The organism is Microbacterium sp. LWH11-1.2, assembly GCF_038397745.1.
Lineage (GTDB): Bacteria > Actinomycetota > Actinomycetes > Actinomycetales > Microbacteriaceae > Microbacterium.
Genome location: NZ_CP151636.1, coordinates 1,205,938 through 1,230,208, shown reverse-complemented (window position 1 = coordinate 1,230,208; position 24,271 = coordinate 1,205,938). Strand labels below are relative to the sequence as shown.

25 protein-coding genes are annotated in these 24,271 nt (G+C 68.6%); 21 read left to right on the top strand and 4 right to left on the bottom strand.

Translation table 11 applies throughout. The annotated features are described in order from the left end of the window. Positions 1-109 precede the first annotated feature (109 nt). From MRBLWH11_RS05815 to MRBLWH11_RS05775, 9 genes are all read left to right on the top strand, one after another. Entirely contained in the window at positions 110-1,096 is a 987-nt protein-coding gene (locus tag MRBLWH11_RS05815) for an aldo/keto reductase (protein WP_341947091.1), read from the top strand. A 78-nt stretch (positions 1,097-1,174) separates the two neighbouring features. Beyond that, entirely contained in the window at positions 1,175-2,104 is a 930-nt protein-coding gene (locus MRBLWH11_RS05810; RefSeq protein WP_341947090.1) for a DnaJ domain-containing protein, read from the top strand. Positions 2,105-2,147: 43 nt separating this feature from the next. Beyond that, positions 2,148-3,116: a squalene cyclase gene (locus MRBLWH11_RS05805; RefSeq protein ID WP_341947089.1), complete on the top strand. Its 969-nt coding sequence runs from the start codon at positions 2,148-2,150 to the stop codon at positions 3,114-3,116. A gap of 114 nt (positions 3,117-3,230) precedes the next feature. After that, complete coding sequence (locus MRBLWH11_RS05800) at positions 3,231-4,226, top strand: LacI family DNA-binding transcriptional regulator (RefSeq protein ID WP_341947088.1); 996 nt, start codon at positions 3,231-3,233, stop codon at positions 4,224-4,226. Positions 4,227-4,279: 53 nt separating this feature from the next. Then, positions 4,280-5,548 carry an extracellular solute-binding protein gene (locus tag MRBLWH11_RS05795; protein ID WP_341947087.1) on the top strand — a complete coding sequence of 423 codons (1,269 nt, stop codon included), beginning with the start codon at positions 4,280-4,282 and terminating at the stop codon, positions 5,546-5,548. 4 nt (positions 5,549-5,552) lie between these two features. Continuing rightward, complete coding sequence (locus MRBLWH11_RS05790; RefSeq protein WP_116633466.1) at positions 5,553-6,449, top strand: sugar ABC transporter permease; 897 nt, start codon at positions 5,553-5,555, stop codon at positions 6,447-6,449. Next, positions 6,446-7,288 carry a carbohydrate ABC transporter permease gene (locus tag MRBLWH11_RS05785; RefSeq protein ID WP_341947085.1) on the top strand — a complete coding sequence of 281 codons (843 nt, stop codon included), beginning with the start codon at positions 6,446-6,448 and terminating at the stop codon, positions 7,286-7,288. Before MRBLWH11_RS05790 ends, MRBLWH11_RS05785 begins: the two co-directional genes overlap by 4 nt. Positions 7,289-7,335: 47 nt before the next feature. After that, positions 7,336-8,397, top strand: a complete 1,062-nt coding sequence (locus MRBLWH11_RS05780) for a glycoside hydrolase family 130 protein (RefSeq protein WP_341947084.1) — start codon at positions 7,336-7,338, stop codon at positions 8,395-8,397. An 18-nt stretch (positions 8,398-8,415) separates the two neighbouring features. Beyond that, positions 8,416-9,072: a histidine phosphatase family protein gene (locus MRBLWH11_RS05775; protein ID WP_341947083.1), complete on the top strand. Its 657-nt coding sequence runs from the start codon at positions 8,416-8,418 to the stop codon at positions 9,070-9,072. 60 nt (positions 9,073-9,132) lie between these two features. On the opposite strand, the gene MRBLWH11_RS05770 is transcribed toward MRBLWH11_RS05775, so the two are convergent. Next, positions 9,133-9,513: a DUF5684 domain-containing protein gene (locus MRBLWH11_RS05770; RefSeq protein ID WP_116633463.1), complete on the bottom strand. Its 381-nt coding sequence runs from the start codon at positions 9,511-9,513 to the stop codon at positions 9,133-9,135. A gap of 96 nt (positions 9,514-9,609) precedes the next feature. Between MRBLWH11_RS05770 and MRBLWH11_RS05765 the strand changes: the two genes are divergently transcribed. The 3 genes from MRBLWH11_RS05765 (at position 9,610) to MRBLWH11_RS05755 (ending at position 12,366) form a co-directional block, all read left to right on the top strand. After that, positions 9,610-10,032 carry a Fur family transcriptional regulator gene (locus MRBLWH11_RS05765; RefSeq protein WP_116633462.1) on the top strand — a complete coding sequence of 141 codons (423 nt, stop codon included), beginning with the start codon at positions 9,610-9,612 and terminating at the stop codon, positions 10,030-10,032. Positions 10,033-10,098: 66 nt separating this feature from the next. Then, positions 10,099-11,568, top strand: a complete 1,470-nt coding sequence (locus tag MRBLWH11_RS05760; RefSeq protein ID WP_116633461.1) for a catalase — start codon at positions 10,099-10,101, stop codon at positions 11,566-11,568. Positions 11,569-11,769: 201 nt separating this feature from the next. Continuing rightward, complete coding sequence (locus tag MRBLWH11_RS05755) at positions 11,770-12,366, top strand: hypothetical protein (protein WP_341947082.1); 597 nt, start codon at positions 11,770-11,772, stop codon at positions 12,364-12,366. Positions 12,367-12,409: 43 nt separating this feature from the next. On the opposite strand, the gene MRBLWH11_RS05750 is transcribed toward MRBLWH11_RS05755, so the two are convergent. Then, positions 12,410-13,117 (bottom strand): YoaK family protein, encoded by a 708-nt coding sequence (locus tag MRBLWH11_RS05750; RefSeq protein ID WP_341947081.1) that lies wholly within the window; start codon positions 13,115-13,117, stop codon positions 12,410-12,412. 193 nt (positions 13,118-13,310) lie between these two features. Here MRBLWH11_RS05750 and MRBLWH11_RS05745 point away from each other — a divergent pair, with 193 nt between their 5' ends. Then, positions 13,311-14,111, top strand: coding sequence for an alpha/beta fold hydrolase (locus MRBLWH11_RS05745; RefSeq protein ID WP_341947080.1), 801 nt, complete (start codon positions 13,311-13,313; stop codon positions 14,109-14,111). 234 nt (positions 14,112-14,345) lie between these two features. Here the strand turns inward: MRBLWH11_RS05745 and msrA are convergent, their stop codons facing one another. Both msrA and msrB read right to left on the bottom strand, forming a co-directional pair. Then, the gene (gene msrA, locus MRBLWH11_RS05740; protein ID WP_116633458.1) at positions 14,346-14,888 is read right to left on the bottom strand and encodes a peptide-methionine (S)-S-oxide reductase MsrA; all 543 of its coding nucleotides are present in this window, start codon (positions 14,886-14,888) and stop codon (positions 14,346-14,348) included. Further along, positions 14,885-15,358, bottom strand: coding sequence for a peptide-methionine (R)-S-oxide reductase MsrB (gene msrB, locus MRBLWH11_RS05735; RefSeq protein WP_116633457.1), 474 nt, complete (start codon positions 15,356-15,358; stop codon positions 14,885-14,887). Before msrB ends, msrA begins: the two co-directional genes overlap by 4 nt. A gap of 152 nt (positions 15,359-15,510) precedes the next feature. Between msrB and MRBLWH11_RS05730 the strand changes: the two genes are divergently transcribed. The 8 genes from MRBLWH11_RS05730 to MRBLWH11_RS05695 all read left to right on the top strand — a co-directional run bounded on the left by MRBLWH11_RS05730 (position 15,511) and on the right by MRBLWH11_RS05695 (position 24,269). Beyond that, positions 15,511-16,428: a DUF808 domain-containing protein gene (locus MRBLWH11_RS05730; RefSeq protein WP_341947079.1), complete on the top strand. Its 918-nt coding sequence runs from the start codon at positions 15,511-15,513 to the stop codon at positions 16,426-16,428. 20 nt (positions 16,429-16,448) lie between these two features. After that, a complete protein-coding gene (locus MRBLWH11_RS05725) occupies positions 16,449-17,654 on the top strand; it encodes a hypothetical protein (RefSeq protein ID WP_341947078.1) in 1,206 nt (401 codons plus the stop codon). Between the two features lie 61 nt (positions 17,655-17,715). Next, a complete protein-coding gene (locus MRBLWH11_RS05720) occupies positions 17,716-18,243 on the top strand; it encodes an N-acetyltransferase family protein (RefSeq protein ID WP_341947077.1) in 528 nt (175 codons plus the stop codon). Between the two features lie 5 nt (positions 18,244-18,248). Next, positions 18,249-18,962: a nicotinamide riboside transporter PnuC gene (gene pnuC / locus MRBLWH11_RS05715; protein ID WP_341947076.1), complete on the top strand. Its 714-nt coding sequence runs from the start codon at positions 18,249-18,251 to the stop codon at positions 18,960-18,962. A gap of 240 nt (positions 18,963-19,202) precedes the next feature. Continuing rightward, positions 19,203-20,786 carry an ABC transporter substrate-binding protein gene (locus tag MRBLWH11_RS05710; protein WP_116633453.1) on the top strand — a complete coding sequence of 528 codons (1,584 nt, stop codon included), beginning with the start codon at positions 19,203-19,205 and terminating at the stop codon, positions 20,784-20,786. 5 nt (positions 20,787-20,791) lie between these two features. Next, complete coding sequence (locus MRBLWH11_RS05705) at positions 20,792-21,745, top strand: ABC transporter permease (RefSeq protein ID WP_341947074.1); 954 nt, start codon at positions 20,792-20,794, stop codon at positions 21,743-21,745. Beyond that, the gene (locus MRBLWH11_RS05700) at positions 21,742-22,587 is read left to right on the top strand and encodes an ABC transporter permease (RefSeq protein ID WP_341947073.1); all 846 of its coding nucleotides are present in this window, start codon (positions 21,742-21,744) and stop codon (positions 22,585-22,587) included. Before MRBLWH11_RS05705 ends, MRBLWH11_RS05700 begins: the two co-directional genes overlap by 4 nt. After that, the gene (locus MRBLWH11_RS05695; protein ID WP_341947072.1) at positions 22,584-24,269 is read left to right on the top strand and encodes an ABC transporter ATP-binding protein; all 1,686 of its coding nucleotides are present in this window, start codon (positions 22,584-22,586) and stop codon (positions 24,267-24,269) included. Before MRBLWH11_RS05700 ends, MRBLWH11_RS05695 begins: the two co-directional genes overlap by 4 nt. Positions 24,270-24,271: the final 2 nt, after the last annotated feature.

Sequence of the window (24,271 nt, the reverse complement as noted above, 5' to 3'; positions counted from 1 at the left end):
TCCGGTCGAGGAGGGAGGTTCCGCCAGGCCCTCCCTCGCGCGACGGGGCGCGCGTAGCGTCGATGGCACGGCCGCGCAGACGGCCGCATCTCCGACGAAAGGACCACATATGCACATGCGCACGCTCGGACAGGGTCTTCAGGTCTCCGCGGTCGGACTCGGCTGCATGGGCATGTCACAGAGCTACGGGCCGAACCCCGGCGACCGCGCCGAGATGATCGGCGTGCTGCGCTCCGCCCTCGATCACGGCGTGACGTTCTTCGACACGGCCGAGGTCTACGGCCCCTATGTGAACGAGGAGCTGGTGGGCGAGGCCCTCGAGCCCCTCCGCGACGAGGTCGTCATCGCCACCAAGTTCGGCTGGCGCATCGAGGACGGTCGCAGCATCGGCCTCGACAGCAGGCCCGAGCAGATCCGCCGCGTCGCCGAGGAGTCGCTCCGGCGGCTGCGCACCGACGTGCTCGACCTCTTCTACCAGCACCGCGTCGACCCCGAGGTGCCCATCGAAGACGTCGCCGGCACGGTCTCCGAGCTGATCGCCGAAGGCAAGGTGCGCCATTTCGGGCTGTCGGAGGCGTCCGCATCCACCATCCGCCGCGCGCACGCCGTACAGCCCGTCACCGCTCTGCAGAGCGAGTACTCGCTCTGGACGCGCGATCCCGAAGCCGACATCCTTCCGGTGCTGGGTGAACTGGGGATCGGCTTCGTGCCGTTCAGCCCGCTCGGGAAGGGATTCCTCACCGGGACGGTCGATCAGAACACGTCCTTCGCGGACGGCGACATCCGCGGCACGATCCCGCGCTTCAGCGAGGAGAACCGCGCGGCCAACCAGGCGCTCGTGCGACAGGTCGCCGACCTCGCCACGGCGAAGGACGCCACTCCGGGCCAGATCGCCCTCGCCTGGCTGCTCGCCCGCGCGCCGTGGATCGCGCCGATCCCCGGAACCCGTCGCACGACGCGGATCGCCGAGAACGCGGCGTCGTCGGCCGTGGCGCTGTCGGCCGACGAGGTCGCCGACCTCGACCGGCTGGCCGACCGGGTCGGCGTCGCGGGCGACCGGTACAACCCGCAGCAGATGAGCTTCGTCGACCGCTGAACCGGGATGGCCGGACCTGCGACCGGAACCCCGTCACCGACGCAATAGCCTGGATGCTGCGGCGGCGGAAGGAGCGCGATGTTCGACAGCCCGCTCTCGGCGTCGGCCTACGAGGTCCTCGGCGTCCCGTCGACCACCGGCGACGACGACCTGCGGCGCGCCTACCGACTGCGGCTGCGGCAGACCCACCCCGACACCGGCGGCGATGCGGCCGTGTTCATCCGGGTGCAGCGCGCGTGGGAGCTGGTCGGCACCCCCGAGGGCCGGGCGGCGTACGACCGCAGCCACGGCATCGGCGTCGAGACGGAGTGGGGCGGATGGCGGGCCCCCACCGCTCGCACCGACACGCGCCCGCGCCCGAAGTCGTATGGCGAGCCCGGTGCGTGGCGGCGCGCCAGGTACGTGGCCCTGCTGCAGGACTGGGCTGGAGAAGAGGTCGCCGACCCGTATGCGCCCACCCTGGTGCGGGCGGCTCCGCGGGAGCTCAAGCGCCTGCTCGCCGACGCCCTCGCCGAGGAGGGGACGGCCCAGGCGGTCGCAGGCCTCGGCATGGGCTTCACGCTCTGGCACGGCGTGGCCGTCTCGGCATCCGCCGATGCGGAGACGACGGATGCCGCGGACCGGCTCGATCACATCGTGCTCGGCCCCTCCGGCCTCTACGGGGTGATGTCGGCCGACTTCGGCGGCGTCGTCGGCTTCCGACGAGGAGAGATCACCGGCCCGAGCCTGGGCCACCGGGCGCCGGTCACGACGCTCCTCGCCCAGATCAACGTCGTCGCCCGCACCGCGCGGGTGCGGTTCAGCGGGGCCGTCGTCGCCCTGCCCGATGACGACCTGTCGCAGGCGGTCACCCCGCTCGGCAGCATCCGCGGCCTGCCGGTGGTCGTGGTGCGGCGCAGCGCGCTCCCCCTGCTGCTGCGAAAGGGCCTGCCGGAGTCCCGCGTGATCGGCGGCAACGAGCTGTTCGACATCCGCACGCGGCTCACCCAGCTGACCCGCTTCGCCTGAGCCGAGGGTTCTGCCCGTCTCCGATCAGGAGTAGCGTGCGCGAATGGCGATCTCGACCGCACTGCGCGACTGGCTGCTCGACTCCGATCCCGTGCTGCGCTGGCAGGTCGAGCGCGACCTCCTCGATGCACCACCCGAGGTCTGGCAGGCGACCAGGGCGCGGGTGGCGACCGAAGGCTTCGGTGCCGCACTGCTGGCTCGACAGGATGCCGATGGGCAGTGGGCCGGCGGCGCGCACTTCCCCGCGGGCTTCTTCGACAGCCCCGAGGCTGAGACGGAGGGTCAGCCCTGGGTGGCGACGAGCTGGTCGCTCAAGGATCTCCGGGAGTGGGGCGCGGATGCCGCTGCTCTCGACGGGACGGTCGAGAAGCTCGCCGCGAACTGCCGCTGGGAATACGAGGACCGCCCGTTCTGGGACGGCGAGGTCGACGTGTGCATCAATGCCTACACGCTGGCGAGCGGTGCCTGGCTCGGTGTCGACATGAGCGAGCTGGCACGGTGGTTCGTGGAGCATCGTCTGGCCGACGGCGGCTGGAACTGCGAGGCCGAGGAGGGGCGGTCGACACGGTCGTCGTTCCACTCGACGCTGAACGCCGCGGTCGGGCTGCTGGCCTACGAGCGCCTCACCGGCGACACGACCGTGCGCGACGCCCGTCACGGCGGCGAGGAGTATCTGCTCCGCCGCCGTCTCCTGTACCGGGAGTCCACCGGAGAGGTCGTCGACGGCTTCGTGTCGCGCTACACGTACCCGCACCGCCATCAGTACAGCGCCCTGACCGCGCTCGACCACTTCCGCGACGCCGCGCTTCTCGAGGGCGCGCGCCCCGATCCCCGGCTGGCGGAGGCCGTCGAACTGGTCCGCGCTGCCCGCCGGCCCGATGGCACCTGGCTGCAGGGCTCGCCGCTCGCGGGCCGCACCTGGTTCGCGGTCGACGCTCCGGAGGGCGAGCCGTCGCGCTGGCTCACCCTGTTCGGAACCCGTGTGCTCGATTGGTGGGATGCCGCCGTCTGACGCGACGTTCCGCCACGGACACCGTTGACAAGGCAACGCAAACCGGTTTACTCTCAATCAAACCGGTTCAACGCTGATGCAGCATGCTCCGGTGCGATTCCACGAGGAGGTGTCATGAGCCGCACGACGATCGCCGATGTCGCCCGCGAGGCCGGCGTGACCAAAGCGACGGTCTCCCACGCGCTCAGCGGCAACCGCCCGATCTCGGAGGAGACCAGGGCGAAGGTCCTCGCCGCAGCCGCGAAGCTCGACTGGGTGCCGAGCCAGAGCGCCAGGGCACTCGCCACCCGCCGCGCCAATGCGGTCGCCGTCGTGCTGGCCCGCGACCCCGAGGTCATCGCGAACGACTCCTTCTTCCCCGCCTTCATCGCCGGCGTCGAATCCGTGCTGGCCGAGACCGAGACCGCGCTCCTGCTCCAGGTCGTGCCGGGGCGTGACGCCGAGGAGCGTGCCTACCGCGCCCTCAGCCATGGCCGCGCAGACGGCGCGCTCCTGCTCGACCTCCGCACCGACGACTGGCGCGTCCCTCTGCTCGACGAGCTCGGGCTCGGGCTTCCCACGGTCCTCGTCGGCGCCTACGACCAGCCGACCACCTTCTCGTGCGTCCGCACCGACGACGCCGCCCCCGTGCACGAGATCATCGCCCACCTCCGCGCCGCCGGGCACGAGCGCATCGCCCACGTCGCAGGGCCCCTCGACTACGTGCACTCGCGCGCACGCGCCGACGCCTACCTCGCCGAGATCGGCGACGACGAGCTGCTCCGCGAGGGCGACTTCACCGCCGCCAGCGGACGCGACCTCACCGAAGAGCTGCTCGCCCTGCCCGAGCGCCCCACCGCCATCCTGTACTCGAACGACACGATGGCGATCGCCGGCCTCTCCTACGCCCGCTCGCAGGGACTCTCGATCCCGCAGGATCTCGCGATCTCCGGATTCGACGACGACCACCTGTCGGCCCATCTCTCTCCGGCGCTGACCAGCGTCTCGTCGGACCCGGCGGCGCGCGGTCGCGCCGCCGCCCGCATCCTGCGGGAAGTCATCCTCGGAGCGCACCCGCGCACCGAGATCGTCGACTGCAACGTCGTGCACTTCCGCGAGAGCACCGCATAGTCGGCATCCGCATCACCCGCATCAGATCCACCACCTGTGTCGAGGAGGACACCATGAAGAAGATCCGTGCAGTCGCGCTCATCGGCGCTGTCGCGCTCATCGCCACCGGATGCTCCGCCGGCGGAGGCGGTGGCGGAGAAGGCGATGCCTCGGGCACCGGCCCCATCGACGTCTGGCTCTCGAACAACGAGCAGGAGGTCGAGTGGGGGCAGGCCGTGGTGAAGGCCTGGAACGACGAGCACCCCGACGAGAAGGTCACCGCGCAGGAGATCCCCGCCGGGTCGTCGTCGGAAGAGGCCATCACCGCCGCGATCACCGCAGGCACCGCGCCCTGCCTCGTCTACAACGTGGCACCTGCAGCCGTCTCGGGATGGGTCAAGCAGGGCGGCCTCGTCGACCTCAGCACGATCGAGGGCGGCAGCGACTACATCACCGAGCGCGGCGGAGACGTCGAGTCGTACTCCAGCGACGGCAGCTACTACCAGCTGCCGTGGAAGTCGAACCCCGTCATGGTCATGTACAACAAGGCGCTGTTCACGGCCGCGGGCATCGATCCCGAGGACCCGCAGATGAACACGTACGACGCGTTCCTCGGCGGCGCGCAGAAGATCGTCGACTCGGGCGTGCAGAGCGCGATCTGGCCGGCGCCGACCAGCGAGTTCTACCAGCCGTGGTTCGACTTCTACCCGCTGTACCTCGCCGAGACCGACGGCACGATGCTCGTCGAAGACGGCAAGGCCACGATCGATTCGGATGCCGGCCGCACCGTCTCCGAGTTCTGGGCGAGCATCTACAAGGACAAGCTGGCGCCGAACGAGGCCGCGACCGATGACGCGATGTCGTCCGGCACGACCGCGATGCAGCTCGCCGGCCCCTGGGCGATCCCCTCGTACGCCGAGACCGTCGACGTCGGCTTCATGCCCGTGCCGACGAGCGATGGCCGCGAGAACCCGGTCACCTTCGCCGACTCGAAGAGCGTCTCGATGTTCACGGCCTGCGAGAACCAGGCCACGGCATGGGAGTTCCTGAAGTTCTCCACCAGCGTCGAGAGCGACGGCCAGTTCCTCGAGGCCACGGGCCAGATGCCGATGCGCACCGACCTGACCGGGACCTTCGCGGACTACTTCGAGGCCAACCCGAACTACGTCGCGTTCGCCGAGCAGGCCGAGGCCACGGCCGACGTGCCCAGCATCCCGAACTCGGTCGAGGCCTGGCAGGCCTTCCGCGACGCATACTCCCCCGCGGTGATCTTCGGCAAGGACTCGATCGACGACTTCCTGAAGAACGCCTCGTCCAAGATCGACGAGCTCGTCGCCGAGTGATCTGATGACCGACAACCGGCGGTTGCGCACCCGATGGCTGGGTGCGCAGCCGATCGGCGGCCTGTTCGCGCTGCCGTACTTCGTGTTCGTGATCGCGATCTTCGCGTATCCGCTCGCGTTCGCTGTCTACATCGCCTTCCACGACTACTTCTTCACCGCACCCGGCACCGAGGTCGAGCGGCCCTTCGTGGGCTTCGAGAACTTCGTCACCGTGCTCACCGATCCGCGCGTGCTCGGCTCGTTCCGCAACACGCTGGTGTTCCTGGTGATCAACGTGCCGCTGACCGCGGTGCTGTCGCTCGTCCTGGCGGCCGCCCTGAACTCCGGCATCCGCTGGGTGGCCGCCTACCGGGTGGCCTTCTACGTGCCGTACCTGACGGCGAGCGTCTCGCTCGTCGGCGTCTGGATGCTGCTGTTCTCGGGCAACGGGCTGATCAACTCGATCCTCGGCCCGCTCGCCCCCGATCCGTCCTGGCTCGTGAACAGCGGTCTCGCGATGCCGATGATCGCGCTGTACGTGACGTGGAAGCAGCTGGGCTTCTACATCCTGCTCTACCTCGCGGCACTGCAGAACGTGCCGAAGGAGCTCTACGAATCGGCGGAGACCGACGGCGCCGGCGCGTTCAAGCGCTTCCTGCACGTCACCGTCCCCGGGGTGCGCAGCGCCACCACGCTCGTGCTGATCCTGTCGATCATCACCGGCGCCAACCTCTTCACCGAGCCGTACCTGCTCACCAACGGCGGCGGCCCCGACGGCGCCTCGTCGACCCCGGTGCTGCTCATCTACCAGCTGGGCATCCAGCAGCAGAACCCCGACACGGCCGCAGCGATCGGCATGATCCTCGTGATCCTCGTCGGGATGCTGTCGCTGATGGCCAACCGCGCGACCAGGGAGCGATGATGAGACGCAGAAGCAAGGCCCCACGCATCCTGAGCATCATCCTGCTCACGGTCGCCGCCATCGGGTTCGCCTTCCCGTTCTACTTCATGCTGGTCGGGGCCTTCCAGGAGAGTCCGACGAACGCGCCGAACGAGCTCTTCCCGACCAGCGGATGGACCGTCGACAACTTCGTCGCGATCGACTCGCGGATCGACCTGGTCGGCTCCCTGCTGAACTCGCTCATCTTCACGGCGGGCGTGCTGCTGGGCACCGTCGTCTTCGGACTCCTGGCGGGCTACGCGATCGCTCGACTCGACTTCCGCGGACGCGGCGTCGTCTGGGTGCTCATGCTGCTCGTGCAGATGGTGCCGTTCCAGCTGCTGATGATCCCGCTCTACGTGCAGATCACCCGCAGCTACGGGCTCGGCGACTCGTATCTGGGCATGATCCTGCCCTTCCTCATCAACACGACCGCGGTGTTCATCTTCGTGCAGTTCTTCAAGGCGCTGCCCGTGGAGATCTTCGAGGCGGCGCGCATCGACGGCGCAGGCGAGATCCGCCTGCTGACATCGGTCGCGATCCCGCTCATCAAGCCCGTGCTGGTGACCGTCGTGCTCGTCACGTTCATCGGTCCGTGGAACGAGTTCCTCTGGCCGTTCCTCATCACGAAGGACGCGACGCTGCAGCCGCTCGCCGTGTCCCTCGCGAACTACATCTCGAACGTGGCGCAGTCCACCGCCAACCCGAACGGGGCGATCCTCGCCGGTGCCACGGCGCTCGCGTTCCCCGTCGTCATCCTGTTCATCGTCTTCCAGCGGTTCTTCCGCGCCACCGACCTCGGCGCAGCCGTCAAGGGCTGACTCCACGCCGTCCAGCAGCCGCCGTCCAGCCAGAAAGGGCATCCACCATGTTCTCCGGAGCCTCCTTCCCCCTCGGTCCGTTCACCCCCTACGAGGGCAACCCGATCCTGCGGCCCCGCGGCGACAGCTGGGAGTCGGCGAACCTCTACAACCCGGCGGCGATCGTCGACGGCGACGAGGTCGTGCTGCTGTATCGGGCACACGCCGACGACATCGTCTCCCACATCGGCCTGGCCCGGTCGAGCGACGGCGTGAACTTCACGCGCGAGGACGCGCCGATCCTGTCCCCATCCGAGGATTACGAGACGTACGGCTGCGAGGATCCGCGCATCGCGCTGATCGACGGCACGTACTACCTCACCTACACGGGCTGGGATCGCCGGAGCGCCCAGCTGTGCCTCGCGACCTCGACGGACCTCCGCACCTGGACCAAGCACGGCCCGCTGTTCGACGACTTCGACACCTTCAAGACCATGGACCCTCGCGGGTTCAACTGGTCGAAGGCCGGGGTCATCGTTCCGCAGCGGATGCACGGCAAGTGGTGGATGTACTTCGGCGAAGGTGCGATCTACTGGGCGACCAGCGACGACCTCATCCACTGGACCCCCGGCACGGCCGACACCGAGCCGATGTACTCGCCGACCCCCGGCACCTGGGACGAGGCACTCGTCGAGATCGGCACATCCCCGGTGGTCACCGACAACGGGCTGCTGCTGTTCCTGACGAACGGCGCCACCCGCGTCGTGAACGACGACGGCTCGGTCGACGTCGACTACCGCTGCGGCCAGATCGCGATCGACCCCGACGAGCCGACGAAGGTCATCGCCCGTCTGCAGGAACCCTGGCTGCGCCCGCAGACCTTCGAGGACATGCACGGGCTCGTCTCGAACGTGACCTTCGTCGAGGGACTCGTGAAGTTCCAGGGCACCTGGTTCGCCTACTACGGGCAGTCCGACACGACGCTGGCGGTCGCGATCCACGACCCGTCTGAGCCGTGGGGCCGCGCACTGCGCGACGGAGAGCTGACGCCGGTCTCGATCAGCGGACATGTGCCCGATCTGCGGACGAAACCTGCAGATGTGTCGGCCGATCGTGACAGGCTCCGCTGATCGTGACAGCCTGACAGTGTGCCCACGATCGATCCGCTGCCCGACCGTCCCGCCCCCGACAACCCCACCGGGAAGCTCGTGCTCCTGCGCCACGGCGAGACGGAGTGGTCGAGAGCAGGTCTGCACACCGGATTGACGGATGTCCCGCTGACCCCTCGCGGGGAGGACCTCGCCCGGGGTGCCGGCGAACTGGTCGCCGACTACGACTTCTCGCTCGTGTTGACCTCGCCGCTGCAGCGGGCCCGGCGCACCGCGGAGCTCGCGGGACTCCACGCCGACGTGGATCCGCTTCTCGTCGAGTGGGATTACGGCGGATATGAAGGCCGCAGCACGAAGGACATCCGCACGGAGCTCGGCTACGACTGGAGCGCCTTCACCCACGGCGTCATCCGGGGCAAGACCCCGGGAGAGACGGTGGAGGAAGTGGCCGCGCGGGCCTCACGAGTGCTGACGCGCGTGCTCCCCGCCCTGGTCGACGGAGATGTGGCGCTGGTCGCGCACGGCCATCTCCTGCGCATCCTGACGGCCGTGTTCCTGCGGCAGGCCCCGCGATTCGGCGCGCAGATCAGCCTGGACGCGGGATCCGTATCGGTCCTCAGCTACTACCGCGAGCAGCCCGCCATCCTCTCGTGGAACTACGGCCGCGAGCTGCCTCTGGCCCCGTCGGAGTCCTGACCCCGGCACGCAGAAGACCCCCGCAGCCGGCGGCTGCGAGGGTCTCGTCGTCGGCTGGACTCAGGAGATGCGCGAGCGGTCGTAGGTCGCGGAGCCGAATCCGAGGATCAGGTATCCGATGACCGAGAGCAGCCAGAGCAGGAAGACGGAGAACACCGTGTCCTTGCCGAAGCCCTTGCCCACGCGGAGGGCGACGATGATGTGCAGGACGATGTTGACGATGGGGATGAGGTAGAGCAGTCCCAGCCACATCGAGAAGCCGGCGATCTTGACGAGCACGAAGGCGTTCACGATCGGGATGATCGCGAGCCAGCCGGGCTCGCCGGCCTTCGTGAAGACCTTCCAGAGCGCGATCGCGATGATGACGTAGAGGACGAGGCTGATGACGCCGTAGACGCCATAGAGCGCCGTGAGGTCGGCTTGCGAGGTGATCGAATCCATAGCTGAAAGATAGCCTGAAAGTTTGCTGGGAAGCCAGCACCGATATGCCAGCATCCTTCTTTTGAATCACTCAAAACACCGTGTAGGGTCGAAGACATGGAGACAGCACTCGAGTCGGCACTGCGCGGTGCCGGACTGCGTGCGACCGCGGGCCGCGTCGCCGTTCTCGAGGCACTGGACTCCATGGCCCACACGGATGCGGAGCGGGTCTACCGCGCCGTGTCCGACGTGCTTCCGACCACGTCGATCCAGTCGGTGCACAACATCCTTGCGGACCTGACGACGGCGGGCCTCATCCGCCGGATCGAACCGGCAGGCTCCGCAGCGCTCTACGAGCGGCGCATCGGCGACAACCACCACCACGTCGTCTGCACCGGGTGCGGTGCGATCGGCGACGTGGACTGCGTGGTCGGCGAAGCGCCGTGTCTCACCCCGTCCTCGGCCGGGGGATTCACCGTCCAGACAGCCGAAGTCACCTTCTGGGGCCTCTGCCCCAGCTGCCAGAACGTCGCGCAGTAGTCCGACGCGCCCGCCTGCCCGCCCGGGCAGGGGTACTCGTCGCGCCTGCGCGCAGAAGGAGAAGAAATGACGAATCCGCACATCCCGGCGAAGCCGGCCACCACGACGCAGACCGGTACCCCGGCACCGAGTGACGCCCACTCGCTGACCGTGGGTGCCGACGGGCCCACCGTCCTGCACGACCGCTACCTCGTCGAGAAGCTCGCCTCCTTCAACCGGGAGCGCGTGCCGGAGCGCAACCCGCACGCCAAGGGCGGCGGCGCGTTCGGCACGTTCGAGGTGACCGAAGACGTCTCGGCCTACACGCGGGCGGCGGCCTTCCAGCCGGGCGCCGTGAGTGAGACGCTCCTCCGCTTCTCCTCGGTCGCCGGCGAGCAGGGATCCCCCGACACGTGGCGCGACGTGCGCGGCTTCGCGCTGCGCTTCTACACGACCGAGGGCAACCTCGACATCGTCGGCAACAACACTCCGACCTTCTTCCTGCGCGACGCCATGAAGTTCCCCGACTTCATCCACTCGCAGAAGCGCCTCGGCGACTCCGGCCTGCGCGACGCCGACATGCAGTGGGACTTCTGGACCCTCTCCCCCGAGACCGCGCACCAGGTCACCTACCTGATGGGCGACCGCGGACTCCCCCGCAGCTGGCGGCACATGAACGGCTACGGCTCGCACACCTACCAGTGGGTCAACGCCGCGGGCGAGCGCTTCTGGGTGCAGTACCACTTCCTGTCGAAGCAGGGTGTCGAGGCGATGGGCGCCGCCGAGGCGCAGGAGCTCGCAGGATCGGATGCCGACTTCTACCGTCGCGACCTGTTCGACGCGATCAACACCGGCGACTACCCGTCGTGGGATGTCTACGTGCAGGTCATGCCGTACGACGAGGCCAAGGAGTACCGCTTCAACCCGTTCGACCTGACCAAGACGTGGTCGAAGAAGGACTACCCGCGCATCAAGGTCGGCACGTTCACGCTGGACCGCAACCCGCAGAACTTCTTCGCCGAGATCGAGCAGGCCGCCTTCTCGCCGGGCAACCAGGTTCCCGGCACGGGCATCTCGCCCGACAAGATGCTCATGGCCCGCGTCTTCGCCTACTCCGACGCGCAGCGCTACCGCATCGGCGCGAACTACAACCAGCTGCCCGTCAACCAGCCGCACGCGGCCGAGGTGCGCAACTACATGCACGAGGGCCAGATGCAGTACAAGCCGAACCCGGCCGAGCACCGCGTCTACACGCCCAACTCCTTCGGCGCTGCCGGCGGGCCCGAGGCCGACCCGGTCGCCGGCGTCGAGGCGAGCTGGGAGTCCGACGGCGAGCTCATGCGCAGTGCCGCGACGCTGCACCTCGACGACGACGACTTCGGTCAGGCCGGCACCCTGTACCGCACGGTCTTCGACGACGAGCAGCGCGCCCGGTTCCTCGAGACCCTGACCGGTCAGGGCCGCGGCATCACGATCGACGAGATCCGCGAGCGGTTCTTCCAGTACTGGACGAACGTGGATGCCGCGCTCGGCGAGGCCCTGCGCCGCGCGGTCTGAGACGGCGCTGCGCGGCGGGGCACGGCCTCGCCGCGCAGCATCCGCGTCTCCTCGCACGGAATGAAGGAGATCTCACGTTCTGCAGGACCGAATCCCACGGATGCTCCTTCAGAACCTGAGATCTCCTTCATCGTGTGAGGCCGCCCCGACGGCATACCGGTATGCCGGCTCCGCCGGAACGCCGCGCAGTACCGTATCGGCATGCCCCTGTTCTCACGGAAGCCCCAGCGCTCCACGCACGCCGTGACCATCCATTTCGCACAGCCGATGTCGCCGCACGTGCGGCATGCGCAGGAGGACGGGATCGTCGGGACGCTGCTGCCCCAGCTCGACGCGTCCGCGGTGATCGACGGCGGCGGTACCGAACTGTCGGCCGAGGGCGAGCCCGTGGCGGCCGACATCGAGCTCACTGTGACGGCGGTCGACATCGACCGCGCGATCATCGAGCTCCTCGGGGTCCTCGAGAGCAACGGCATCGCCCGCGGCTCATGGGTCGCTGTCGACGGGCGGAAGCATCCGGTCGGCTCCACGGAGTACGTGCTGCTGCGCACGCACCTCCACAGCGCGGCATCCGAGGATCTGACGGGTGTGACCATCGCCCTCCAGGCCGCCCTCGGATCCGGGGCGATCGGCTGGCACGACGAGACCTATGCCGGAGCGACCGGTCCGGTCTTCGTGTTCAGCGGGTCGTCGGCCGAGAGCATCCTCGCGGCACTCCGCCCGACGCTTCCGCTGCACTCGTCGCTCGGCGCGGCCGAACTCGCCTCCGTCACCGCGGGGGCCGCCGAATCCAAGTGAAGGCGGTTCGGGTCAGCCCGCCACGGTCGCGAACAGCGAGCGATCAGACGGCGACCGCACGCGTGTGGAGCGAGCGATGACCGAACGCGACCACCGCGACGGTGAGCGCGCCCGCGAGCAGCAGCGGCACGGCCACACCGAAGCGCAGGAGCAGCGCGCCGACGAGCGCCCCGACGAAGATGATCGCGATCGCGGCGAAACGCCGGTTCCACACACCCTTCACCCCGCCGTCGACCAGAGACTCGCTCGCGAGAGAGGTGAGGGTGGAGGTCACGACGACAGTCGTCACGTCGGCGACGGCGAGACTGCGTGCGACCGCCGCCTGCATGCCCATCGCCGCGGCCGTGGTCGAGGAGGCGATGAGCTCGAGCACGTCGGACGCCGCCCAATCGGGGATGAGATACGCCACCCCGAGCAGGGCGAGGACGAAGGCCCCCGTGAGGAGCAGGAGAGACACCCCGCCGCTCCACTCCCTCCGACGGCGACGAAGGACCATCCCGCCGATGTACGCCCCGACGGTGAAGGTCCCCAGCGCGATCGCGGGCCCGAGCACCGGCAGATCGTCCGCCCCCGCGACAGCCATGCCGAGGATCACGATGTTCCCGGTCATGTTGCCCACGAACACTCGATCGAGCCCGAGGAATCCGACCGCGTCGACCAGCCCGGTGACGAACGTCAGCGCCATCATCATCCAGAGCGTGACGGTGGGCGCACGCTCCCCCGACCGCGGGGCGATCACCGGTGTCGCCATCAGCGGATCCTCTCGAGACTCGTCCGGGACTCGACGCCGAGCTGCAGCACAGCTTCGGCGAGAGCACGGATGCCGTGGGCGACATCTCCCGCACTCACGCTCTCATGCGGGTGATGGCTGACGCCATCAGGGTTACGCAGAAAGACCATCCCGACCGCCCTGATCGACACCGGGTGGGGCCAGAATGGATGCCGTGGCTGTCCCTCTCTCCGACCTGACCAGCATGCCCGACCCGCAGCAGGTGTACGCGGCAGACGGCACCCGGCTTGCGACCTACACCTGGGGCGACCTGGATGCCCCGGTCGTCGTGGCCGTGCACGGCTTCGCATCCAACGCGCGCGACAACTGGGTGCTCACCGGCTGGGTGCGCGAGCTGACCCGTGCCGGCTACCGGGTGCTCGCCCTCGACCAGCGCGGGCACGGGAACAGCGCGAAGCCGCATCAGCCGGAGGACTACGGCATCCGCACCCTCGCGACCGACGTCGAGTCCGTCATGGACGCGTACCTCGTCGACGACGCGTTCTACGTGGGGTACTCGCTCGGCGCGCGCGTCGGCTGGGAGGTCGTGCGCGACCTGCCGCAGCGGATCGGCCGCGCGGTGCTCGGTGGCGTGCCCGACGGCATCCCCCTCGCACGGCTGGATCTCGACCAAGTGCGGGCGTACATCGCCGACGGCACCCCCGTGGCGGATCAGACGACGCAGAACTACATCGCCCTCACCGAGCGGGTGCCGGGCAATGACCTGCAGGCGCTCGTCGCGCTGGCCGAGGGGATGCGGGCATCCGGCACGATCGACCCGGATCCGGCGGATGCGCCCGCCCGCCCGATCCTGTTCGCCACCGGATCGAAGGACGCGATCATCGAAGGTTCGCGCGCCCTGGCATCCGCCGCCCACGACGGGCGGTTCTTCGAGATCCCGAACCGCAACCACTTCAACGCGCCGGGCTCGCGGGACTTCAAGGAAGCCGCGCTGGCCTTCCTCGCGGAGGGCTGACGCCCAAGCCCGGGTCATGCGGCGCATCGTCGGGCTGAGATCACACGCATGGGCTGAGGATGCGAAGCATCCGCTCCTCCCGACGCGGAGATCTCCTCCCACGTCGCGCGCGGCGGTGGCTCCTACGAGGCCCGGGCACGATGAAGGCCCTCCGCCTTGAGAGACGGAGGGCCCTTCGACAGGCTCAGGGACCCAGCGGACGGGGCTGCTGAGCTTGTCGAAGCACCGTGACGGTCAGACGGTCGCGCTCTCACGCTTCGGCAGCACCCATCCCGCACGCGGGAAGTGGCAGGTGTAGCCGTTCGGGTACTTGATCAGGTAGTCCTGGTGCTCCTCCTCGGCCTGCCAGAACGGACCCTCGGGCTCGATCGTGGTCACGGCCTTGCCCGGCCAGAGACCGGAGGCGTCGACGTCGGCGATCGTGTCGCGCGCGACGGTCTCCTGCTCGGGGCTGAGCGGGAAGATCGCCGAGCGGTAGCTCGAGCCGATGTCGTTGCCCTGACGGTCCTTGGTCGACGGGTCGTGGATCTGGAAGAAGAACGCGAGGATGTCGCGGTAGGTCGTCTTCGACGGGTCGAACACGATCTCCACGGCCTCGGCGTGACCCGGGTGGTTACGGTACGTCGCGTGGTCGTTCGAGCCTCCGGTGTAGCCGACGCGCGTGTCGAGCACGCCGGGCTGGCGGCGGATCAGGTCCTCCATGCCCCAGAAACAGCCACCGGCCAGGACGGCGGTCTCGGTGCCGGGGGTGCGGGTGATGGTTCCGGTGTCGGTCATGACTGCTCCTCAGAGATATCGGTGGTGGTGTCGAAGAGGCGGCTGTAGCGACCGTACCCCTCTTCCTCGAGCCTGTCAGCGGGGATGAACCGGAGAGCGGCGGAGTTCATGCAGTACCGCAATCCTCCCGCGTCGCGCGGTCCGTCGTCGAAGACGTGGCCCAGGTGGCTGTCGGCGCCGGCCGAGCGCGCTTCGGTGCGCTTCATGAACAGCTTGCGGTCGGTGCGCGTGGTCACGGCATCCGCATCGATGGGCTTGGTGAAGCTCGGCCATCCGGTGCCGCTGTCGAACTTGTCGGTGGACGAGAACAGTGGCTCGCCGGAGACGACGTCGACGTAGATGCCGTCGTCATGGGTGTTCCAGTAGGCGTTGCGGAACGGCGGCTCCGTCGCGTCCTGCTGGGTCACCTCGTACTGCAGATGCGTGAGGGCACTGACCGCCTCGGGGGTCCTGCCGTAGTCGTTCGACATGATCTGACTCCTTGTCCGACGTCGCTGGCTGCGCCGTCACTAGAGGAGAACGGATGCCGGTCCCGTTTTGGTCCCGTGGGACTGGGAGCGGGCTGTGAGTTTCACCCGACTCGATAGAGTTGCCCCCTGAACCACAGACCCTGGGGGAACACATGTCCGTTGGACTTCTCGCCGTCGTCGACGACATCCTGAGCGCCGCGATGAAGGCCTCCGCGAAGGCGGCGGGCGTCGTGATCGACGACGCCGCGGTCACACCGCAGTACGTGCAGGGGATCACGCCGGCCCGCGAGCTGCCCGTCGTCGGCAAGATCGCTCTCGGTTCGCTCGCGAACAAGTTCCTCATCATCATCCCGGCGGCGCTGCTGCTCACCGCCTTCGCGCCGTGGGTGCTGCCGTACCTGCTGATCGTCGGCGGTGCGTACCTCTGCTTCGAAGGTGCCGAGAAGGTGCTGGAGTGGTTCGGCGTGCAGCACGGCCACGCCGACGAGGGCGCGCGCGATGAGAAGAAGCTCGTGCTCGGCGCCGTGCGCACCGACCTCATCCTCTCCACCGAGATCATGCTGATCTCGCTCGCGAACCTCGAGGCGGGTCTCGACATCTGGACGACCCTCGCGATCCTCGCCGTGATCGCCCTGCTGATGACCGGCGTCGTCTACGGAGCCGTCGCACTGCTGGTGAAGATCGACGACATCGGCCTGAAGATGGCGAAGAACCCGGTGCAGCGCGTCCGTCACACCGGCACCCGGATCGTGCGATCGATGCCCGCGGTCTTCCGCTTCATCAGCATCCTCGGCACGGTCGCGATGCTCTGGGTCGGCGGCCACCTCGTGCTCGTGAACCTCGGCGAGGTCGGCTGGCACTTCCCGGTCGACGTGCTGCATGCCGTCGAGCACGCGCTCGAGCCGGCCGGCGCGGTCGTCGTCTGGATCGTCGACACCATCATCTCGGCGATCGCCGGCCTCGCGCTCGGCCTGCTGATCGTCGTCATCGTGCTCGGCATCGGACGGATGCTGGGCAAGAAGCCGAGCTTCCACGAGGGCGAGGAATCCCCCGCCGACGTGCACGTCTGACCCGCGAGTAGTCTCATCGCATGTCCGCATCCCCGAGCAACCGGAGCGCGAAGCGCGATGCCGATCGCTGGTTCCGCGAGCAGGGGCTTCCCACCTTCGTCCCGCTGAGGCGCTGGTTCACCGATCTCCCCCGCCGCGTCGCACCGCTGATCGTGGGCGTGGCGATCCTCGTCTACCTGGTCGGCGACGGGATCGAGCTGACCGTCGAGTTCGCCGAGGACTCGACAGCCGGCGAAGCCGCGCTGCTGACCCTCGTCGTCGTCGGCGTCCTCGCTCTCACCGTCGTCGCCACCTGGGGCGGCTACGTCGCGGCCCGCGCCATCCTGCGCCGGCTCTCGGTCGGCATCGGGACGCTCATCGCGCTCGCGCTCATCATCGCGTGTCTCGCCGGGATCATCGTCTTCGGCTACCAGAACAATCCGCGGGCGACCGTCGGCCCGGTCTTCTGGGCTCTGCTCGTCCTCATCCTCTGCGTGCTCGTCACCGGCATGGGCGGCGGCGCCCTGATCTCCTGGGCATCGCGCCTCGCCGTGCACAACGCCTCGGCGATCGGTCACATGGCGTCGATCGCCCTGCCCGTGATCCTGATGCTCGTCGTGTTCGCGTTCTTCTCGGCCGAGGTGTGGCAGATGGCGTCCGCGCTGCACTGGGGATCGATCGCCCTCGTGGGATTGGTCGTCGCGATCCTCGCGGGCATCGTCGTGCTCCGGGTCAGCGCGTCCGAGATCGACGACGACGCCCAGGCGCCCACCGAGGTCCAGCGGAGGGCGATGCTCGCCGACACCCCGGCCGAGCACCTTCCGGCGCCGGCGGAGCACCAGCGTCTCCGTGCACCGCAGCGCTTCAACATCCTGATCGCGATGACCATCGCCCAGCTGCTGCAGGCGCTGTTCTTCGCGCTGCTGCTCGCCGCCCTCCTGATCATCATCGGGAGCATCGCGATCCCGATCGGCGTCGTGGAGATCTGGCTCGGTCCCGGCAGCGAGTCCCAGCCGCTGATCGTCGAGCCTCTCATCGTCGCCGGCGTCGAGCTGCCGCTCACGGTGAACCTGTTGAAGGCCGCCATGCTGCTCTCGCTGATCGCCTCGCTGCCGTTCGTGTTCTCCGCCGTGAGCGAGGCCCGGTACCGCGAGCGGTTCTTCGATCCGATCATGGTCGACATGCGCCGCGCGATCCTCGTGCGGGATGCGCTCCGCGCGAAGGCACCGCACTCGCGCGACGTCTGACCCCCGGCATCCTGCTAGCGTCGGCGATGCGCACCCGAAGCGCAGAAGACGAGAGACCCCGATGACAGCCGTGCAGATCAGGGATGCCGATGAGTCGGACCTCCCCACGATCACCGAGATCCACAACCATGCCGTGGTGCACACCACCTCGATCTGGAACGAGGACGCGGTCGACGTCGCCGACCGCGCCGCCTGGCTCGCCGATCGGAGGACACGCGGGTATCCGGTCATCGTCGCCGCCGACGAGAGCGGCGTGCTCGGATACGCGTCGTTCGCGCAGTGGCGGCCGCACAGCGGCTACCGGCACACCGTCGAGCACTCCGTGTACGTGCGCGGCGATCAGCGCGGCCGCGGCATCGGGAAGACCCTGATGGCCGCGCTCATCGAGCGAGCCCGCGCGGCCGGCATCCACGTCATGATCGGCGGCATCGAGAGCGGGAACGTCGCCTCGATCGTGCTGCACGAGCGGCTCGGCTTCGCCGAGGTCGGACGGATGCCGCAGGTCGGGGCGAAGTTCGGACGCTGGCTCGACCTGAGCATGCTCCAGCTCACGCTCGACGACCGCCCCGCGCCCGACGCGGCGCGCTGACCCCGATGGATCTGCTGCGCTGGCTCGCCGAGGCCTTCAACTCGCAATGGGTGCTGCCGGGCGGGCAGACGCTGCTCATCCGCGAGGTCGTGGGCAACGCCTTCGGCCTCGCGAGCGCGATCGGCGGCATGCGGCGGAAGATCTGGGCGTGGCCGGTCGGGATCATCGGCAACGTGCTGCTGCTCACCGTCTTCCTCGGTTCGATCCTCAGCCCCGACCACTCGCTGCCGCATCTGCTCGGACAGGCCGGCCGGCAGGTCATGTTCATCGCGGTCGCGATCTACGGATGGGTCCGCTGGCGGAACGCCGAGGGCGGCCGGGTGAGTCCCCGGTGGGCGCCGACGAGTGCGCGCATCGGACTGGTGCTCGGAATGGTCATCGGCACGGTGGCGCTCACTCCGCTGTTCCGCGCCCTCGGGTCGTGGGAGCCGGTCTGGGCCGACGCCTGGACCTTCGTCGGCTCACTGCTGGCGACCTACGGCATGGCCAAGGGCTGGACCGAGTTCTGGCTCATCTGGATCGCGGTCGACGTCGTCGGCGTGCCTCTGCTGTTCGGCTCGGGGTACTACGCGACCGGGCTGATGTACGTGTTCTACGGCGCCTTCACGGCCACCGGATTCGTGGTCTGGTGGCGGGCGCAGACTCGAACGCAACCGCCCGTGGTGATCCTTCCCCCCGATCCGAGCCCCCATCGCGGCGGCGACCGCGCCGCCGAGTGAGCCCGACGCCCGGATCGGGTCGATAAATCCCAGGTCATCACCCACAGGTTAAGTGCAGCGTTATCTCCGACTGAGAACTCGAACTTCCCGCTTATGTCTGCCGTGGACATAATCGATCTGAAGGGTTCAGTTTCACCCCACGCCTTCACAACCCGACGAGCAACGGAGCCGTCGATGGTGACACTCCGTGTTTCGTGACATCTCGATCGATGGTGCCCGCCACCATGGAAGGACTCTGTCATGCCCATTTCACCGCGTCCCGCCCGACACGACCGCCGGACTGCTCACCGCTGGATCGGTGCCGTCGCCTTCGGCGCCGCCTCGATCCTCGTCCTCGCCGGGTGTGGAGGCTCGTCCGACTCCGGCGACGCCGACGGTTCGGATGGTCCGCAGACGCTGACCTTCGGCCTCTCCGCCGAACCGGCCACCCCGATCACCGGCATGCAGCAGGGCGGTGCGGTCAACCAGCTGCTCACGATGGTGCACCGCGGTCTGATGACCTACGACGAGGCGGGAGCCGTGGTTCCCGGTATCGCGGAGTCGGTCGACACCACGGATCCGACGAGCTACGTGTTCACCATCCGCCCCGATCTCACGTTCCATGACGACACCCCGCTCACCGCCGAGAACGTGAAGAACTCGCTGGACTACTACCGCGATCCCGCCAACGGATCGCAGCTCGCCGCCGGCCTCAAGGACGTCACCGAGATCACGGTCGCCGACGACACCGTCACGATCACCCTCGCCCAGCCGAACACGGCGTTCCTGCAGTACCTCGCCCTGCCGTTCGCCGCGATCGTGCCCGACACGTCGCTCAACGCCGACACCCCCAACTGGGTGGGCGCCGGGCCCTTCGAGATGACCGACCTGCAAGAGGGCATCGGCCTCACCGTCGAGAAGGACGAGGACTTCTACGACGCCGACGATGTCGCGCTCGACAGCATCGAGGTGAAGTTCTACCCCGACGGCGAAGCGCGCACCAACGCGCTGCTCAGCGGCGACGTCGACATGATCGAGTACGTCCCGTGGGAGAACTTCCAGCGGGTGGCGGATGCTGGACTCACGGTCGACGCGCAGCAGGGTCCGTTCCAGTACGTGCAGTTCAACGTGACGGAGGGCCCGTTCGCCGATCCGAAGGTGCGCCAGGCCGTGGCCTACGCGCTCAATCGCGAGAACGCCGTGCTCGCCGCGTTCCAGAGCAACGGCGCCCCGCTGGACGGCATCGTGATCCCCGAGGACGACCCCGCATACGACCCGTCTGCCGCCGAGCTGTGGAGCTACGACCCGAAGAAGGCCAAGGAGCTGCTCGCCGAGGCCGGGTACCCCGACGGCTTCGCGGCCACCCTGCTCTCGACCTCGCAGTACACGTTCCTGCAGGACAACGCCCTGTCGGTGCAGGAGGACCTCCGCGCGATCGGCATCGACGTGACACTCGACGCCCCCGACTGGTCCACCCGCGTCAGCAAGGGCAACGCCGGCGAGTACGACCTCGCCGTCTCGGGCGATGCCGGTGTGATCACCGACCCGTCGTACCTGCTCAACTGGGTGGTCGACAGCCGCAACTTCAACGTCGGCTGGGGCTACTCCAACGACACGCTGCGGGGCCTGATCGAAGACGGTCTGCGTGCCGCCGACGACGACGCCGCCAAGAAGGAGATCTACCAGGAGATCGCCGACATCTGGGCCGAGGACGTGCCGTTCGCCTCGATCAACACCCGTGAGCAGGCGTACGCCTACAACGACAAGGTGAGCGGATTCCAGACCCTGCCCGGCTTCCTGGTCTTCTACAGCTCGCTCAACCTGGCGCACGCCTCGGTGAAGTAGGACCCGTGCTCCTCTTCATCGCGAAGCGGCTGGCGATGGGGGTGGGACTGGTCCTGCTGGTCCTCACCCTCATCTTCTCCGCACTCCAACTCGTCCCGGGCGACCCCGCCGTGCTGCTGCTGAGCACCGGTGACGGCGGGGCGCCCAGCCCGGAAGCCGTCGCCGCGCTCCGCGAGCAGCTCGGCCTCGACCAGCCGCTGCTCACGCAGTACCTCTCGTTCCTCAGCGGCGTCTTCACCGGAGACCTCGGCGAATCGTTCCGCACCTCGCAGCCCGTGCTCGAGGCGATCGGCGCCCGCCTCCCCCGCACGCTGAACCTCGTGGTGTTCGCCACACTGCTGTCGATCGTCTTCGGCGTCGCGATGGGCGCGATCGCCGCCCGACGCGGCGGCTGGGTCGACACCCTCGTCACCGCCCTGAGCTCCATCGGCGTCGCCCTTCCGGTGTTCGTGTTCGGCGCGGTGCTGATCCTGGTGTTCTCGATCACGCTCGGGCTGTTCCCCGCCGGCGGCTACGTCGATCCGTCGAAGGACTTCCTCGGATCGATCACGAGCCTCACCCTGCCCGCGGTGTCGCTGGCAGTCGGCTTCGCGGCGCAGATCGCGCGCATGACACGGTCGGCCGTCCTCGAGGTGCAGTCCCAGGACTGGGTGCGCACCGCGAAGTCGATCGGGCTGGCGCCGTTCACGGTGTTCCGCCGGCACGTGCTGCGCAACTCGCTGACCCCCGTGGTGACCGTGGTCGGCATCGGCTTCGGCACACTGCTCGGATCGACTGTCCTCGTCGAGAGGGTGTTCAACTACCCCGGCCTGTCGAGCCTGCTCGTCGACGGCGTCACGACGCGCGACTACCCGGTCGTACAGGGCGTCGTGATCGTGATCGCGATGCTGTTCATCGCGATCAACATCGTCGTCGACATCACCTACGGAATCCTCGACCCCCGAGTGAGGCGAGCATGAAACTCAGCCCCCGCGTCCGCCAGGCGATCACGCCTCTGCGGACGGTCATGGTGATCTACCTCCTGGTCATCCTCATCCTGATGGCGTTCGCCCCGCTGCTCGCGCCGTACGACCCCATCGCGCAGAACGTCGCCCTGCGACTGCAGCCGCTGTTCAGCCCCGGTCACCTGCTGTGCACCGACGAGCTCGGCCGCGACATCCTCTCCCGCATCATGTTCGGCGCTCAGGTGGAGCTGTTCATCGCCCTCGGAGCGACTCTGCTCGCGACCGTCCTCGGAACCCTGCTGGGACTGCTCGGCGGCTACTTCAACGGGCTCACCGAGATCGTGACCATGCGGCTCGTGGTCGACGTGATCCTCGCGTTCCCGCCGATCGTGCTCGCCCTGCTGGCCGTGACGCTGTACGGCCCAGGGCCGGTCACGCTCATCATCGCGATCGGGGTGCTCTTCGCGCCCATCTTCGCCCGCATCACCTACGGGCAGGTGCTCTCCATCAAGCGCGAGGAGTACGTGGACGCAGCGCGCACGTTCGGCGCTCCGACGATCGTGATCCTGTTCCGCACCGTGCTCGCGAACGTCTCCGCGCCGATCATCGTCCAGTTCTCGCTCACGATGGCTGCGGCGATCCTGATGGAGTCCGGGCTCAGCTACCTGGGCCTCGGCGTCGTGCCGCCCACCCCGTCCTGGGGCTCCATGGTCGCGCAGGGCCAGCGCTACCTCACCACCGATCCGCATGTGCTGCTCGTGCCCGGAGCCGTGATCGTGCTGACGATCCTCGCCTTCGGCATCCTCGGCGACGCACTGCGGGACCTCCTCGACCCGAAAGCGAAGAAGCGCTCATGACCGAACCGCTGCTGCAGGTCGACGGGCTGTCCGTCGAGTTCGCCACCCCCGATGGGCCGCGTCAGGTCACCTACGACGTGTCGTTCAGCGTCGACCGGCGCCAGACCCTCGCGCTCGTCGGCGAGTCGGGCTCTGGCAAATCCGTCACCGCGATGTCGATCCTCGATCTGCTCCCCCCGAACGCGCGGCGCAGCGGACGCATCCTGTTCGACGGCATCGACCTGGTGCCGATGCGCGACAAGGGGCTGCGACCGCTGCGGGGCGCCCGCATCGCGACCATCTTCCAGGAGCCGATGACGGCGCTGAATCCCGTCTACACGATCGGGCACCAGCTGGCCGAGGCGCTCACGAGCCACCATGACCTCGACGCCAAGACGGTGCGTGCGCGCGCCGTGCAGCTGCTGCGCGACGTGCACATGCCCTCGCCCGAGGAGAAGGTCGATCAATATCCCCACCAGCTCTCCGGCGGCCAGCGCCAGCGGGCGATGATCGCGATGGCGATCTCCTCGGAGCCTGACCTGCTCATCGCGGACGAGCCGACCACGGCGCTCGACGTCACGGTGCAGGCCGAGATCCTGGACCTGATCGCCGAGATCCAGGAGCGGATGGGCATGGCCGTGCTGATCATCACGCACGACATGGGCGTCGTGGCGGATGTGGCCGATCAGGTCGTCGTGATGAAGGACGGCCGGGTCGTGGAGAGCGCCCCGTCGGCGGAGCTCTTCCGCCACCCGAAGGAGCCGTACACGCAGGCGCTGCTCGCGGCCGTGCCGCACCTGGGCAAGGCGGACGACTTCCTGTCGGCGGCGAGGAACAAGCTGCGCATCGACGGCGTGACCGCCGCCACCCCGTTGCCCGAGACCGTGCTGCGCCTGCAGGATGCCGTCATCCGCTATCCCGGACGCTGGCGGCGGCCCGGGTTCCAGGCCATCAACGGCATCGATCTGGAGGTCGCACGCGGCGAGATCGTCGGTCTCGTCGGCGAGTCGGGCTCTGGCAAGTCCACGATCGGCAAGGCGGCGATCGGGCTGCTGCCCGTGACCGAGGGCCTGCTCGAGGTCCGCGGCGAACGCATCACCGGTCGCCCGGGGCGGGCGCTGCGTCAGCTGCGCCGCCACGTGACGATGGTGTTCCAGGACCCGGCGTCGTCGCTCAACCCTCGGCGCACGATCGGGCAGGCGATCTCCGACCCGCTTCTGTGGCAGGGACTCGTCCGGGATCCCCGCGCACGCCGCACCCGCGCGAAGGAGCTGCTGGAGCAGGTGCAGCTGAACCCCGACTGGTGCGACCGCTACCCGCACGAGCTCTCGGGCGGTCAACGTCAGCGCATCGGCATCGCCCGAGCCATCGCGACCGACCCCGTGCTCATGATCGCCGACGAACCGACCTCGGCGCTCGACGTGTCGGTGCAGGCGCAGGTGCTGGACCTGTTCCTCGCGCTCCAGCGCGAACTCGGGTTCTCGTGTCTGTTCATCAGCCACGACCTCTCGGTGGTCGAGACCCTGTCGAACCGCGTCGTGGTCCTGCGTCATGGCGACGTGATCGAGGAAGGCCCCACGGAGGACGTGCTGCACCATCCGGTCGATGAGTACACCAAGCGTCTGATCGCGGCGGCGCCGGTTCCCGATCCCGAGATCCAGAGGGTGCGTCGCGCCGAGCGGCACGCACTGAGGGGGGCCTAGAC